Origin of the sequence: Lysinibacillus sp. Bpr_S20, from assembly GCF_023337835.1 — a bacterium.
In the GTDB taxonomy this organism is placed as follows: Bacteria; Bacillota; Bacilli; order Bacillales_A; family Planococcaceae; genus Lysinibacillus.
In genome coordinates, this window is sequence record NZ_JALNLQ010000003.1 from 260,326 (window position 1) to 275,291 (window position 14,966).

General features: G+C 35.7%; 13 protein-coding genes and 1 riboswitch. Of the genes, 3 read left to right on the forward strand and 10 right to left on the reverse strand.

Features of this window, described 5'->3' with window-relative positions; all coding sequences use genetic code 11:
• Positions 1–155: 155 nt before the first annotated feature.
• Positions 156–1,385, forward strand: a complete 1,230-nt coding sequence (locus MWJ95_RS09065) for a saccharopine dehydrogenase family protein (RefSeq protein WP_249073682.1) — start codon at positions 156–158, stop codon at positions 1,383–1,385.
• Entirely contained in the window at positions 1,382–2,521 is a 1,140-nt protein-coding gene (nspC, locus tag MWJ95_RS09070; protein WP_249105105.1) for a carboxynorspermidine decarboxylase, read from the forward strand. The genes MWJ95_RS09065 and nspC overlap by 4 nt, the downstream gene beginning before the upstream one ends.
• A gap of 167 nt (positions 2,522–2,688) precedes the next feature.
• Here the strand turns inward: nspC and MWJ95_RS09075 are convergent, their stop codons facing one another.
• The 9 genes from MWJ95_RS09075 to aepX all read right to left on the reverse strand — a co-directional run bounded on the left by MWJ95_RS09075 (position 2,689) and on the right by aepX (position 12,348).
• On the reverse strand, positions 2,689–3,900 hold the full coding sequence (locus tag MWJ95_RS09075; protein WP_249105107.1) for an MFS transporter: 1,212 nt from the start codon (positions 3,898–3,900) through the stop codon (positions 2,689–2,691).
• Positions 3,901–4,158: 258 nt separating this feature from the next.
• The gene (locus tag MWJ95_RS09080) at positions 4,159–4,746 is read right to left on the reverse strand and encodes an O-methyltransferase (RefSeq protein WP_249073679.1); all 588 of its coding nucleotides are present in this window, start codon (positions 4,744–4,746) and stop codon (positions 4,159–4,161) included.
• Positions 4,747–5,183: 437 nt separating this feature from the next.
• A complete protein-coding gene (locus MWJ95_RS09085; protein WP_249105109.1) occupies positions 5,184–6,071 on the reverse strand; it encodes an amidase in 888 nt (295 codons plus the stop codon).
• A 43-nt stretch (positions 6,072–6,114) separates the two neighbouring features.
• A riboswitch (cyclic di-GMP riboswitch) is annotated at positions 6,115–6,204 on the reverse strand.
• Between the two features lie 232 nt (positions 6,205–6,436).
• Complete coding sequence (locus MWJ95_RS09090) at positions 6,437–6,643, reverse strand: DUF6366 family protein (protein ID WP_249073677.1); 207 nt, start codon at positions 6,641–6,643, stop codon at positions 6,437–6,439.
• 248 nt (positions 6,644–6,891) lie between these two features.
• Positions 6,892–7,383, reverse strand: a complete 492-nt coding sequence (locus tag MWJ95_RS09095) for a chemotaxis protein CheW (protein ID WP_249073676.1) — start codon at positions 7,381–7,383, stop codon at positions 6,892–6,894.
• 25 nt (positions 7,384–7,408) lie between these two features.
• Positions 7,409–8,524 (reverse strand): M20/M25/M40 family metallo-hydrolase, encoded by a 1,116-nt coding sequence (locus tag MWJ95_RS09100; RefSeq protein ID WP_249105111.1) that lies wholly within the window; start codon positions 8,522–8,524, stop codon positions 7,409–7,411.
• 554 nt (positions 8,525–9,078) lie between these two features.
• Complete coding sequence (locus MWJ95_RS09105) at positions 9,079–10,185, reverse strand: 2-aminoethylphosphonate aminotransferase (protein ID WP_249105113.1); 1,107 nt, start codon at positions 10,183–10,185, stop codon at positions 9,079–9,081.
• 128 nt (positions 10,186–10,313) lie between these two features.
• Positions 10,314–11,441 carry a phosphonopyruvate decarboxylase gene (gene aepY, locus MWJ95_RS09110; RefSeq protein WP_249073673.1) on the reverse strand — a complete coding sequence of 376 codons (1,128 nt, stop codon included), beginning with the start codon at positions 11,439–11,441 and terminating at the stop codon, positions 10,314–10,316.
• 4 nt (positions 11,442–11,445) lie between these two features.
• On the reverse strand, positions 11,446–12,348 hold the full coding sequence (aepX, locus tag MWJ95_RS09115; RefSeq protein WP_249105114.1) for a phosphoenolpyruvate mutase: 903 nt from the start codon (positions 12,346–12,348) through the stop codon (positions 11,446–11,448).
• Between the two features lie 263 nt (positions 12,349–12,611).
• Between aepX and MWJ95_RS09120 the strand changes: the two genes are divergently transcribed.
• On the forward strand, positions 12,612–13,382 hold the full coding sequence (locus MWJ95_RS09120; protein WP_249073671.1) for a YheC/YheD family protein: 771 nt from the start codon (positions 12,612–12,614) through the stop codon (positions 13,380–13,382).
• A gap of 473 nt (positions 13,383–13,855) precedes the next feature.
• On the opposite strand, the gene MWJ95_RS09125 is transcribed toward MWJ95_RS09120, so the two are convergent.
• The gene (locus MWJ95_RS09125) at positions 13,856–14,821 is read right to left on the reverse strand and encodes a coiled-coil domain-containing protein (protein ID WP_249105115.1); all 966 of its coding nucleotides are present in this window, start codon (positions 14,819–14,821) and stop codon (positions 13,856–13,858) included.
• Positions 14,822–14,966 lie beyond the last annotated feature (145 nt).

Genomic DNA, 14,966 nt, shown 5'->3' on the forward strand with positions numbered 1-14,966 from the left:
TTCTTTATTCGTGGCGTTCCCCTTTGAATTCGAACGATTATTATTGAAATATAAAAAATTTTGTAGAAAATTTAAAAAGAATCATTGAGTAGTGATTCAATTTTCTGTATAATCAGCTTGTTTGACAATACTTATTTGAATTTGGGGGTAGACAATTGGGTAAAGCATTGATTATAGGTGCTGGCGGAGTGGCCAGTGTTGTGGTACACAAGTGTGTTCAAAATTCGGACGTATTTGAGGAGATTTGTATCGCAAGTAGAACTGTTTCAAAATGTGACGCTCTAAAAGAAAAACTAGATGGCGGTAAAACAAAGATTCATACTGCACAGGTAGACGCAGACAATACGGAAGAGGTTATTGAACTTATTAAAGCCTTTGGACCAGAAGTTGTTATTAATGTGGCACTACCTTATCAAGACTTAACGATTATGGATGCTTGCTTAGCGACAGGTGTACACTATGTGGATACTGCAAACTACGAGCCACCTGAAACGGCAAAATTTGAATATAAATGGCAATGGGCTTATAAAGAGAAGTTCGAAAAAGCCGGCTTAACAGCTTTACTTGGTAGCGGTTTTGACCCAGGTGTAACAGGCGTTTTCACAGCTCATGCACAAAAACATGAATTTGATGAAATCCACTACATAGATATTGTAGATGCAAATGCTGGTGATCACGGTTACCACTTCGCGACAAACTTCAACCCAGAAATCAACATTCGTGAAATTACTGCGAATGGTCGTTATTGGAAAGAAGGCGAATGGGTAGAAACTGCACCACTTGAGAAAAAAGAGGTTTATAACCTACCAGAAATCGGACCAAAAGATATTTACCTTTTATACCATGAAGAACTTGAATCACTTGCTAAAAACATTAAAGGCTTAAAGCAAATTCGATTCTGGATGACATTCTCTGAAAAATACTTAACACATTTAAAAGTATTAGAGAATGTTGGTATGACTTCTATCGAGCCGATTGAATTTGAAGGACAAATGATCCAACCAATTCACTTCCTTAAAGCTGTACTACCTGATCCAGCATCACTTGGACCACGTACAAAAGGAAAAACGAATATCGGATGTATTATTCGAGGTCTAAAAGATGGTAAGGAAAAAACTTATTATGTATACAATGTTTGTGACCACGAAGAATGCTATAACGAGGTAGGTTCGCAAGCTATTTCTTATACAACTGGCGTACCTGCAATGATCGGTGCAATGCTTGTGATGAACGGTCAATGGCGGAAACCAGGTGTTTGGAATGTAGAAGACTTCAATCCAGATCCATTCATGGATGCATTAAATAAATGGGGTCTACCATGGCAAGAAAGCCATAATCCAGAATTACTTGACCTTGAGTTAGATGCAAAGGAATTAAGTCGATGAAGCCAATAGATTTCTCAAAAGTTCCATCCCCTTCTTACATAGTGGATGAACGATTATTAACAAAAAATCTAGAACTTTTAAAATCGATTCAAGATAGAACGGGTTGCCGTATTTTACTTGCCTTAAAAGGATTTTCAATGCATTCAACCTTCCCATTAGTGGGGGAATATTTAGCGGGGATTACGTCCAGCTCATTATTTGAAGCTCGACTCGGCTATGAAAAAATGGGCAAAGAAGTTCATGTCTATGCTCCAGCCTATGTGGAGCATGAAATGGACGAACTTCTTGGTTATGTGGATCATATTGTGTTTAATTCATTTAACCAATGGCACCAATATAAGGACAAAGTAAAATCTGCTGGTAAAACAATTGAGTGTGGTATTCGTATCAATCCTGAGTACTCTGAAATTGAAACAGAACTTTACGACCCTTGCTATACGAATTCCCGTCTTGGCACAACTTTAGCCAACTTCGATAAGTCACAACTTGACGGTATTGATGGCCTACACTTCCACGCTATGTGTGAGCAAAACTCTGATACGTTAGAGCGTATTATACAAGTTGTTGAAGAAAAATTTGGTGATGTGTTACATCAAATGAAATGGTTAAACTTTGGTGGAGGTCACCATATTACCCGTGAGGATTATGATGTAGAAAAGCTTGTGAATATCATTAATTACATTCAAGACAAATATAACCTTCTCGTATATTTAGAACCAGGCGAAGCTGTTGCACTTCATACAGGTTATTTAGTAGCAACTGTTCTCGATGTACAAAAAAACGGTATGAACCTAGCCATTTTAGATACATCGGCAACTTGCCATATGCCAGACGTTCTAGAAATGCCGTACCGCCCAATGATTATCGGTTCTGGTCAACCGAATGAGCTAGCTTACACATACCGCCTGGGCGGGCTTACATGTCTTGCTGGTGATGTAATTGGCGATTATTCATTCAAACAGCCTTTACAACCAGGAGATCGTCTAGTATTTACAGATATGGCGCATTACTCAATGGTGAAAAATCATATGTTTAATGGTGTAAATCTTCCATCAATCGTTTCTTATAACAATGAAGAAGGCATTAAAGTCATTCGTGAATTTAAATTTGAAGACTATAGCGGTCGACTTTCATAATACAAAGAAAATCCTCTCCAATAGTCTGTATAAACAATTAGTACATCACTTTTATAAGTGGTGTACTTTTTTATTAAAACAATAAGAAGGACCATCAAAAATGATGGCCCTTCTTCACAAACTATTATTCAGACCTTAAAAAGCTAATAAATCCTTCATCTTTAATTTTATTGTTCCAAAACATTTCTAACAAACAATGGCTTGTTTTTATAAGCAATTGTACTTACTATCGCAAGTAATAGCCCCGAAATAACGAATACAATTCTAATTCCTAACAAATCTGCTAATACGCCCATAACAAGAGAGCCAACGCCAAAAATCCCAGTTCCGATAGCACCTAATGAGGTATAAACAGTTGATAACTGTTCTTTTGACACACTAGTTTGTATAACCGTTTGTTGAGGAATTTGTTTAATTTGTCCAAAAAGCCCTACAAGGAGCGATAAAAATAAGGAAATCATTGGAATGCTGTTTATGCTAAATAATATTGTGAATAAGAAACTTGCGAATGAACCGACAAAAATAAAGGTTGCTATTTTCCTTCCAACAAAAGAGGAAAATTTAATACAATAAGCACTTCCTAAAATCAGACCTAAGAAGTTAGCTCCATTAATAAATCCCCACCATTTTTCACCGACGTTCAAAGCATCGTTGACAAATACATATAAAATAGCAGCTATCCAAACTGTTGCTGCAATTGTTTCCAAAAATTCTATCCAAGCAATTCTTCTTAAAACTGGCGTGTTAGATAAAGTTCTCCAACCCTCTTTAATCTTTTCTAGTTTCCCTTTTAGCTCGGTTGTTTCATGATTGTTTACACTTTCTAAAAGGCAAAGTATTATGCTTGCCATTACAAATAAACATCCAACTAACCAAATAAGTTGTTGAGAGCTCATAATCATGAGCAATGAACTTCCTACGAACCACATACCTGCTTGTATGATCTGCGTAATTGTTTCTGCAATTCCATTAGCTTGAATTAGATGTTCAGGTTTAACATAGTACGGCGTTAAAGTCTGTCTTATTGGATTTGCACATCCATCAAAAAAAGCAATCAATCCTATTATAAAAAAGATAAAATAATAATTAGCTACTGTTAAACCAATTAACATAAACCCTAGAATAAAGAGTAAAATCGTTTTTGTAATTTGAGATCCAGCAAGTAACCATTTCAGATTGAATTTCTCCACCAAAAGAGGTGTTAGCAGACTAGATATAAACATAGAAGAAGCAATCGTAAATGGTACAAACGATGCTGCAAATGCAGAATCTGTTAATACAAAAATTGTACTTATAACACCTACTATATATAATACATCGCCTATATTAGCGAGTGACTGACCCAATAGTAATAAAGAAAAATTTCTATTCAATTTCATTATATTTCCCCCGATATTTCATTCGAATTTTGGCTTAATAGAGGAATATTAAATTGGACTATTCATTAAATTTGCCTCCTATCATATATCGGATAAATCTGGGGGAAGTAGATTTATCACAAGTTTTGTATCACCCATAAATATTTATATGAATTATAGCATTTTTTCAAAATATTACAAATTAGAACAAAAAAGTAGATATAATCTACAAACGCGTAGAATAAATTCTCCCTTTTCGTTTACTTCACCCAAGGATGATCACTTTATCTTCGTTGCTAGTATTGCAGATGAAGTTGGTGTTAAGTAAATTTCTGTTGCTATCAATCCACTATGGTTTAGCCAATATTCCCTAACTTTATCGGGTTTCCCTTTCCATTCATCCGGAAAATGCTCTTCAGGAGTAAAATCGTCCATAAATAACATTCCTCCGATATCTAATGTATCGAATAATAGTTCTCCTTCAATCGTTTTTGCAGCAGCTGCATCGGCAAAAATAAATTGAAAAGGCCCTTTCTCTTTTGCAATAACCTCTTTCCAATCTCCACAAATAAATTCCGCTTGATTATGTCTAATTTGATTGGCAGTAGCATCAATTTTTTCTTTTGAATGATCCACCGTAATAAATTTTACTGTTGGAGCAATGGTAGAAAGCATCCAAGAACTCCCTACACCAAAACCAGTTCCAACCTCAAGAATTTCCCCTTGTGTTATTTGTCCAACGAGAACTGATAATAGTCTTCCAGCTTCATCTGAACAGGAACCTTCGAAATCATTTCTTTTAGCTAATAACTTGCTAGCCTGAACTAATTCCGGAATATATGTATTCGAACGATATAAAGTAGACATTAGATTAACCACCTTCATTATGGATTTTTCACTTTCTATATACGCTGATTCTTCTTTAAAAACCTTCTTAAGCAAACCCGACCAGTTAGTTGAATAGCAACAATCTTTTATGTAATTATTTAGGTATGACAGGAACCCAAAGCTCACTATTAGGCACTTTATCAGGAGCTAAATGATGCTCAATGCAAGGCAGGTCAAGCGTGGGTATTCTGCTCAGTTCCGCGGGTATTTCACTCCAAAGCGCGGGTATTCTGCCCCTTTCCGCGGGTATTTCACTCCAAAGCGGGGTATTCTGCCAATTCATACCCTGAATTATACAAAAAGAGGATAGATAGAGCTAATTTTCTTAAGCTCATCTATCCTTTTCATTTCTATACATATATTGTGTTACATATAAGAATTTTCATTAATTAAACAGTTTTAGTTAGAGAGGACTTTTACGGTTGCATATTCATCCAACTATCAACATGATGAATGGCAAAACCATTAAAGCTTATTTTATTGGCATACTGTTTATGAACTTGTGCTAACTGATTATTCATATAGGCTTCCCCATCATCATAAAAGGTAATATTATTCCCTTCATCAGAAGCTCCTGTTTCCACACCAATAACAATTGATTTATTTACTTTTTTTGCATAGTTTATTTCATGTTCAACAATGTTAATAATTGCTTTAGCAGTATCTCGATAAGCCATTATCGAAACACTTTCTACCTGATCAATCACCCAATCAGCTAATAAACCTTGTCCAAATTGGTTTTTGTATGAGATCTCGTCAAACCAAAATGGCAGATCAACTTCCAATGGTAATTGTAATTGATCGCTATCCCCTTTTGCTCTAGTAAGAAGCGCTTGATAGGACTCAACCGTTTTTTCTTGGTTTGAGATCCAACCACTATTTAAGTAGGGCTCTACATCGAGATGAACGCCAGAAAATCGCTCAGTTGCGGATGCATCTTCATTATATGTACGTAACCAATCAAATAGCTGATCCTGCATTTTATAGCCCTCTGCTGAAACCCAGCTTGCAGAACCATCCAACGCATATACTTTTATACCTTTTGATGTTGCTTTATTGATAAAACTTTTGTAATCGTTACTTGCTATTTCACTATTAATTTGTAAATATAATTTATTAACTTGTTTACTTTCTAAAAATGAGAGTACCCCTGATTCATTTTCGACAATTTTTGTCGTATCCCATAACCAAGTAGCTCTATCTTGCATGGCCTTTGCGTCTACCTTTCCCATTGTTAATCCTAGCGTACTTACAATTGTTACTAAAAAAACAATGATTGCTTTTGATAGTGAACGACTTCCCATTTATTACATCTCCATTCTCTTCGCCGAGGCTCATAGAACAGAACCTGGCAACCTGACAATCATGCACTAATAATAGTGTTTAGACTCATGGCTTTGCGTCCTTCCCTTTCGGTGAAGTTTGCCTTTTACAGTAGTTTTCTTACCCTAAATAATACGACGTTATAGTGAAATTGTCTGTAGGTAAAACGCATAATTTTATTGAAAACTTTCAAAAAAGATACTATGAACACAGGTTATTTTTACTATATAAGAATAAAAACAAGAAGATGATATTCAGGGGACATTTTGAATAGAATGATGGTGAATAGATGTTTGGCGTGGCAATTGGGGGTTATGGAATGCACTATTAATTCCTTTCAATATCTCTAACTGAAAAACAATTTGTATGCAATATAGCCTATAAATAATACAACAGCTACTAGCAGCGTTTCCTTCCAACCCATACCATTTAAATTCCCACCACTGCCTCTATTTATGCCATCGTTAAGAGCACCAGTAGGATTGTTTTTTAATTCATTTTGTCTTAAACGCTCCCTTTTCTCTTCTAGTGTTTCCTTTATCTTTGAATCCATGTGGCAAATACCTCCCAAAATATTATTTACTTATTTATACTAAAGATACATTCATAATTATGCTTATTTTTATGAGTGAAGTGCTCAATGGAACTCAAACACTCGTTTTAGTGATAAGCTTAACATTCGACATCGTGTATTCATTTTCCTTTTATTGCATGGAAAAAGAAAGACAGAATCACAAATTTGTAATTCTGTCTAAAACTTCAACTATGGTGTGTATGATTGTATGGAATTAACTCGTAGTTTTATAAAGCCTCTACGTTTTCTTTTTCATTTTCAAGCATTTTGTGCAAATAATTAATTATTTCACGTATACCCTCCAATGAATTGACAAGTATTTTCGGATCCACGTATGTAATCATACGATTTTCAAGATTTGCTACAGCTGTAAAGTAACGTGTTTTTGAATAATTGACAAGTCCCATCTGCTTTAGTACCGACTCATCAAAATCAAGAATTTCACGAGCTTCTGTTACAAGTAATCCATAGTTCACAACATCCGTGTTTAACACAATAATCCGTGCCGTTGTAGCATTAGAGGCACGATTATAAAGAATACGCTCAAAATCAAGCACAGGCACTAGCTCGCCACGAATTCTTGTGAAGCCTAGAAGATAATTAGGCAAATGAGGAATCGGTGTTACTTGCTCTAACTTTTCAATCGAAATCGCTTGTTCTACAGGTACTGCATATTCCTCTGTACCACAAGCAAAAACTACAGCCTTTACATTCTCCATGCGGTCACATCCTTCGAAACTGTTGTTATTTTTGCGCAGACTCTTTTACGATTTCAACTAGTAAATCTGCTAATTTCTCTAATTCTTCTACTGGGATTTTTTCATTTGTTGTATGAATGTCCTCATACCCAACAGAAAGATTTACTGTAGGGATGCCAAAACCTGCAATAACATTAGCATCGGAACCGCCGCCTGAAATACCAAGCTTCGGTGTACGATCGATGTTGCGAGCGGCTTCCATTGCCACTTGAACAACTTTATCTGATTCTGTGACACGGAATCCAGGATACATTAGCTTCACTTCAACTTCAGCCTTTGCTCCTAATGAAGCAGCAACTTGCTCAAACGTCTCCTGCATATGCTTAGTTTGAGCATTTAACTTCGCTTCGTCGATTGAACGAGCTTCTGCAAGAATCGTTACTTCATCACATACAATATTTGTTGCTTGGCCTCCCTCGAAGCGACCAATATTGGCTGTTGTTTCTTCATCTAATCGACCTAGCTTCATTTGTGCAATACATTTGGAAGCAACCGTAATCGCTGAAATTCCTTTTTCTGGAGCAACACCAGCGTGCGCAGTTTTCCCAATTATTTTAACGAAAATTTTAGCTTGGAACGGAGCTGCTGTAACAATCCCTCCTACTTTGCCATCACTGTCTACGGCAAAGCCATATTTCGCTTTAATTTTAGATGGATCTAACTCTTTAGCGCCAACAAGTCCACTTTCTTCGCCAGCCGTAATAATAAATTCTATATCACCATGTTCAATATTTTGCTCTTTTAAGCGTTTAGCCATTTCAAATAGTGCGGCCAGACCAGCTTTGTCATCAGCACCTAAAATTGTTGTACCATCTGAAACGATATAGCCATCTTCACGAAGAGACGGTTTAATCCCTTTACCTGGAACAACTGTATCCATATGAGAAGTAAAATATATTGGTTCGACATCTAATGAACCCTTTAGAGTAGCAAGTATATTACCTGCTCCATGCCCGTTACGAGCATGGGCGTCATCTTGTTCTACTGTAAAACCAAGCGCTGTTAATTTGTCGATTAAAATCGGCGCTATCACTTCTTCATGTTTTGTTTCTGAATCGATTTGTACGAGCTCAAAAAACTCTTCTACTAAACGACTTGTCATGTTGTAGGACTCCCTTAGTTTACGTGGTTTTCCACGTTATAGTATATGTATTATTTTAGCACAACGTCTAAAGAGTTGAAATAATTCGCTTACAGGAACTACGGTATTTTTAGAAAGGAATATCAATTACTCTTTGGCGTAAATAGTACAACTCTTCGGTAAAACTAGGGGTTGATTTCCGTTCCTACTAGGCGCCTTCCTGAGGGCGCCGGGCCAACTAATGTTTTCTGCGCGAAAGCAGAGTGTTAACGTAGCGACACGAGGTTGGTCACGAAGGCGTTATCAGCTGATCCCCAAGGTTTCGCCCAGCCTCTGTAATTTTTGAAAAAAGATTGAATATAATCGATAATCCTCTATTTTAGGATAAAAATAAGCCTCGTATTTTGAACAAAGTTTGATCAAAATACGAGGTTTAACTTGTATATCGCTAATCATTTTTATAAACGAAAGATTGGTTTTTCTAGAATATGGATCTTCAACTAAAGCACCCCATAACAAGGAAAAGCAAATTTATTAATATCACCTACATAAGATGTTAGTTTTCCACTGTTCCGTCAACAATTCAGGTTTTTAAGATATGTTTCTAATAAAGTTAAAAAGTGCTCGATATCATCTTTGCTTATATCACCAATGTTGGCTACCCTAAAAGAATTTAATTGATAAATTTTTCCAGGATATATCGTTATCCCATTAGCATAAAAATAATCATGCATTTCTTTAAAATTATACTTTTCACTTTCGGGCTCTACTATTGCTGTAATAATTTTTGAATGGTGCTCCACAGGGACAAGATATCTTAAACCGAGTCTAGAGAGGCCTTCTATTAAGGTTTCCCAACATTGAGAATATCGTTCATATCTTTCTTTCATTCCTTCTGCTTTTAATTCTACAATCGCCTGTTTTAGCGCATAGATAGTTTGTATAGGCGGAGTAAAGCGCATCTGACCCGTCTCGATGAAATGGGTATATTGAGAATAAAGATTCAAGTAATAATTTGTCGGCTTTTTTGTCTTTCCTTTTTCTAGTTCGCTTTTTTTAGCTATAACAAAAGAGACTCCTGCCATTCCTTGAAGATTTTTATTGGAACTAGCCGCCAAATAACTTATTTTCATTTTACTCATATTAATAGGAATAGCCGCAAACGAACTCATTGCATCTACCATCATATTAATCTCATTTTCTTCACAAATGGAGCCAATCGATTCTATATCGTTTAATAATCCCGTTGTTGTTTCATTATGCACGACAGCTAGAAAAGAAACTTTTCGTGGAATGCTTTGAATAAATGAATGTAACTGATCTAATTTTATCGGTTGATCGGGTGGACTTACAAACTCAATCCAATCTAGCTGATAAGCTTCTGCAATTTCACACATTCTTTTACCATAAGCTCCGTTATTAATGATTACTATAACCCCATCAGTCATTACTGAACTCAAGATTGACTCTACAGCAGCAGTACCTGAACCACCGAATAAAACGGTTGAATATTGATTCTCTTCTGAAACTAAGCTAGTAATTTCAGAAGTAACAAATTGTAATAATTGGCTGAAGTCATCTTCACGAGGGCAAATATCAGGTACCACTTGTGCATATTTAACCGTATCTGTTGTAGTGGCAGGTCCGGGATTCAGTAATATATTTCTTTTAATATTCTTCACGGTACTCCTCCCTTAAATTTTATTACACTTTTACCGCGGTTCGGATTATCTCGCTCAACAAAGTTTCAGTACGGTAAAGAGGCTTCTTATAGGCAAGATTAACCTACTAATATTCATTTTCAGAGAAATTATTTAATAAATCCCTGTAGACGAGTTTTAACTTCACTTGGAGTAACTTTTGGGCGTCCTAGATTTTTTTTAGATCCCTTTGAGATTTTCAAATAAATAAAAGTCAGCCCTTTTGTCATTTTCCATTCTTGAATACACATTTCAAGCTCATGTAAATTGTGGATATAGTATGCATTTTCATACCCGCAATCTGCAGCAATATTGACAAAATTAACATTGTGAGAAACGGTATTTTGCCCTCCAGTTGAATCGTGAACTTGATTATCTAGAAGAATGTGGAGCATGTTTTCAGGTTGATAGTAGCCATTTGTAGATAAGCTCCCCATTCGCATAAGGAGGGAACCATCTCCATCAATAACAACTACATCTCTATCTTTTCGCGTATAGGCTAATCCTAAGCCTAAAGAACCGACACAACCCATGGAACCAACCATATATAGATTATTATCAGAATCCTCAACCTCATATAGTTCTCTTCCTGTTTTACCAGTTGTTGCCATTAATACTGTTTTCATATCTTTGAGACCATTTATCACTTTTAAAGTGTCAAAACGACTTGGCATTTCATCTAAGTCATTTTTTTCACTTTTTTTCATATTTTTATGATTAAGACGTTGCTCTATCTTCAATTTCTCACTTGTAAATGTTTCTTTTTTCACTACAAAAAAGAATGGTTGATTTGCTTCAATCCACTTGTTAGCTTCTTCAAGCTGTCCCTTAGCCTCACTTTCATCAGGAGATAAGAATTGCCATTTTATTTGCATGAGATCTAATATTTGTGTCGTAATTTGTCCCATTAATTCATGCTGCGGTTCATCATTCAATCCGGGTTCTCCACGTAGACTAACAAACCCAAGTATAGGTATTTGGAAGGGGTAGTTTAAGGAAGTCAAAGGGGAGATACAATTAGTTAGACCGGAGTTTTGCATTAAAACAACTGATTTCCTTCCCCCAAGGTATGCTCCTGAAGCAATGGCTACAGCATCACCTTCGTTGGCTGCAGCAATATATTCACACTCATTTATGGAATAGTTAATAAGATTCTTTAAAAATGAACATGGGACCCCACTGTAAAAATCAAAACCAAGTCTTTTAAGCTCATTTCCAAATTCATTTGTATTTAACATACCATCACTCCGTTCCGGGTTGTAATTGGTTATTAGTTGATGGCAAATACTTCTTCTCTGCTTTTTGAAGCTCCTCAGCATTTTGGAGTCTAAAAATCTCTTGCACGCTTACGATCGATTTTTCTACTTGAATGAGACTTTCATCTTTTAGGATTTGTTTGGAGATGTTCTGCATAGCAGTGATCGATGCTCTTAAGTTATGGTTAGCCCAGATTGCAGTACTTATTCCTACTTTTCTGAATTCATTAGTTGGAGTTGTATAATATTTTGTAGGCACAATAACCACTGGATGCCTTCCACCCCATTCCTTCATAAATGCTTCAATTTCTATAAAATCTGATTTTTTACTATGCACAAGAATTGCATCGGCGCCTGCCCTCCTGTAAGCTTCCGCACGTTTAAGGGCTTCATCTAATCCCAAGCCTGCAATAAAAGCCTCAACTCTAGCTACAATCATAAAGTCTTCATCCTCTTGAGTATCTTTCATTGCTTTTATTTTCCCGCAAAATTCTTCAATTGATGCGAGAGGTTGTGCTTCCCCATTAATAAACGAGTTCGTTTTCGGGAAAATTTTATCCTCAATACAGACTCCAGCAATGTTCAATTGTTCTAGTTTTCTAACTAACCTCCGAGCATTATTAAAATTCCCATATCCTGTATCCCCATCTAATAGGATGGGAATTGTTGTCGTATCACTCATAAAATCAAGTATATCTAATACCTGCGTCCATGATGCTTCATTATTATCTCTTACACCCAATGATCCTGATATCGATAGACCACTCGCCCAAATCCCTTTAAAACCAACTTCCTCAACAATTTTTGCGGAAAGACCGTTATGTGCTTCCATTAAAAACTCAAGTTTGTCTGAATATATTATTTCTTTTAATTTCGTCGTTTTTTTCAATATCTTCCCTCTCCTTACTCGACATATCATATTATCATATGGCTACAAGTAAAGATTTATAGGGCAGATACATTAGATACTAATGATTTTGAAGTCAAAAAAATGGAAGTATAAAGATAAAGAGAGAATAATTACGTTACCAATTCCATCCACCCATGCAAGATAAATCAATTTATATACAATACAGTAATCACCATAAGTGAAGAGGACTACCCTATTTATACAAAAGAAATAAAAATATCTTACTAAATGAGGTGAGTTTATTGAAAAACGCACTAGGAAAATGGGAACAATTCTTACTTTTAAATCAAAATTCTTTAACAACTAACTTCATTCCAGAATCAACACATTACAGTCTAGAAAACTTAATCTATTTATTAAATAAGTATGAGTATGTTTATGTGAAACATAATAGCACTGGGCAAGGAAGAGCGATTTATAAAGTCTACAAAAGAAAAGATGGACAGTATTGTTTTAATGGATTTACTATGCAAGGCGAAGAAATTAATAAATGTGTGGCAACAATTGAGGATTTCCATCAAGTTCTACACCCATATGAGAAACATGGTAAATTAAGCGGAAATTATATTATACAGGAGGGGGTCATGAGTCTAACCCCTAATGGAGATTCAATTTCCATTCGTGTTCATGTTCAAAATCTAAAGGGAACATGGGTAATTAGTGGAATGTACGGAAGAATTGCAACTGAGGATCATGGGATTGTTAATTCAAATCGGGGTTCTCAAGTAATACCGATTGATGAATTATTATCAGTTTATATGATGATGGACAATACAGAGAAAGATAAAACAATAGACTCACTAAAAAAAGATTCTATTTTAGCATCTGAAGTAATTGAATCCCACTTTCCTTGTAGAGAATATGGCATTGATTTTGGAATAAATCATAAAGGAGAACCTATATTATTTGAAGTAAATACAACGCCAAGCATAAGTAGTTTTGCCAAAATTGATAGGGCGATCTGGAAGAACATTGTTGAGATTAGAAAAATGCAAAATGAAGGCGAAGATTGAAATGTAGTTATTTTTCATGTTAGTCACCAGCATATTTCTATCAATTGACAGACATCAAACAATTACTTCCCCTATTTACTCCTATTATAGTTAAAGGAAAGAAGAAACTTAATTGCATCCGTTACTTGTGAACGATTAGGAATTTACCTTAAAGGAAAAATGGCACTATGTATGTTTATTTGTCGATTTTTTCAAACGCGAACTGGTTGGTGCAAGTTCGGGGAGACACAAAGACGCAGCGCTTATGTATATAGCATTGAGCAGTATTAAAGGCATAAGCGACTGCAACAATGTATTATCTGTGCGAAAGCATAGTGCTAACGTTGTGTCAGCAACATTTAACAATAGTTAAGAAAGCGAAGACAGCGGTCCGATGCTCAATCACAGGAAAACGGGCTTGAAAAGGAAACCACAATCATCCCATTTGCTAAACGAAGAAAAAACCTGTGAAAAGAGGAGATTCTTTTCACAGGTTATTTTATATCGACGTTTTGAAAGATCGCTTCTTTTTCTTTTTGTAGTGACTGCAAATAGTCACCTGCTTTATTACGTTTATCCTGTAAACGCAAGATCGTATTATGTACATCATCTTGCACACGAGAAACCTGCTCTCTTGCGGTAGATATTTTAGAATGGACTGACCAAGCTGAAAAAATATCATCAAAGAAATAGTCCGCAAATTTTACAAATCCATCTGTTTCAATTGCTAATGATTTCGTTGACATATCATGAACATCCAGTAGTTCGTTATGGAAACGCTGTAATGCAATTTGAGCATTATGAAGATAATTTTCAGACTTATCAAGTGCATCATGCTTTAAATGTGTTGCAATAAGTCCCCCACCAAAGAACGTATCCCACGTTGAATAACCATTTGCCGAATGCAAGGATTCTGCGGCTTGTCCAAGCTTAGTAAGTGCTGCTTCACCGGCTACTTCTGCCTCGTCTATCTCTAAAATTAGTTGTTTCGTTAACATTTCTTCATGCGCTAATTGATCAAGCTTTTTTGCCTGTTCAGGCTCATGTATTTGTAAGTAGCCTTTCTTTTTAGCATTTAATTGGGGTAAAGCTTCTTGCAGCTCCTGTTCATTAATTTGCGTAAGTTTAGTATTTAATTGTCCTAAATCATCTATCAAATCAACTTCCATCTTTTTTGCTTCATTTATTTTTAATTCAAGAATGGCTGCTTTATCAATTTTTTCTGCACGTAGCTCATCTTGTTGCCCTGTCCACGTCCGAATCATATTCATAAAAGAAAAGCCTTCTAACTTATCAAGTTTCAAACGAATTTGATTGAGAGCTTTAGAATGATTGTGAATTTCTTGTTGTGTACGCTCGATTTGCTTTTCTATTAAAACCTTTTGTTCACTTAACCTACTAGCAGTTCTTAATTGTGCGTAAATCTCCTCTTGCTCTTTTTGTAATTGTTTCCATTCCATTCATCTCATCTCCTCTTACATATATGTACGAATGAAATGAGGATATGTTTCAATTATCTGTCATTTCTAATTAATCTTTTATTATCAAGCGTATTTATTAACTTTTTTATCCATTCCAATTAATTAGAAGGCTATGATTTCCGCT

Coding starts and splice junctions, on each gene's coding strand:
- nspC (WP_249105105.1), top strand. CDS start 1,382: ATGAAGCCAATAGATTTCTCAAAAGTTCCATCCCCTTCTTACATAGTG.
- MWJ95_RS09075 (WP_249105107.1), bottom strand. CDS start 3,900: ATGAAATTGAATAGAAATTTTTCTTTATTACTATTGGGTCAGTCACTC.
- MWJ95_RS09080 (WP_249073679.1), bottom strand. CDS start 4,746: ATGTCTACTTTATATCGTTCGAATACATATATTCCGGAATTAGTTCAG.
- MWJ95_RS09085 (WP_249105109.1), bottom strand. CDS start 6,071: ATGGGAAGTCGTTCACTATCAAAAGCAATCATTGTTTTTTTAGTAACA.
- MWJ95_RS09090 (WP_249073677.1), bottom strand. CDS start 6,643: ATGGATTCAAAGATAAAGGAAACACTAGAAGAGAAAAGGGAGCGTTTA.
- MWJ95_RS09095 (WP_249073676.1), bottom strand. CDS start 7,383: ATGGAGAATGTAAAGGCTGTAGTTTTTGCTTGTGGTACAGAGGAATAT.
- MWJ95_RS09100 (WP_249105111.1), bottom strand. CDS start 8,524: ATGACAAGTCGTTTAGTAGAAGAGTTTTTTGAGCTCGTACAAATCGAT.
- aepY (WP_249073673.1), bottom strand. CDS start 11,441: ATGTTAAATACAAATGAATTTGGAAATGAGCTTAAAAGACTTGGTTTT.
- MWJ95_RS09125 (WP_249105115.1), bottom strand. CDS start 14,821: ATGGAATGGAAACAATTACAAAAAGAGCAAGAGGAGATTTACGCACAA.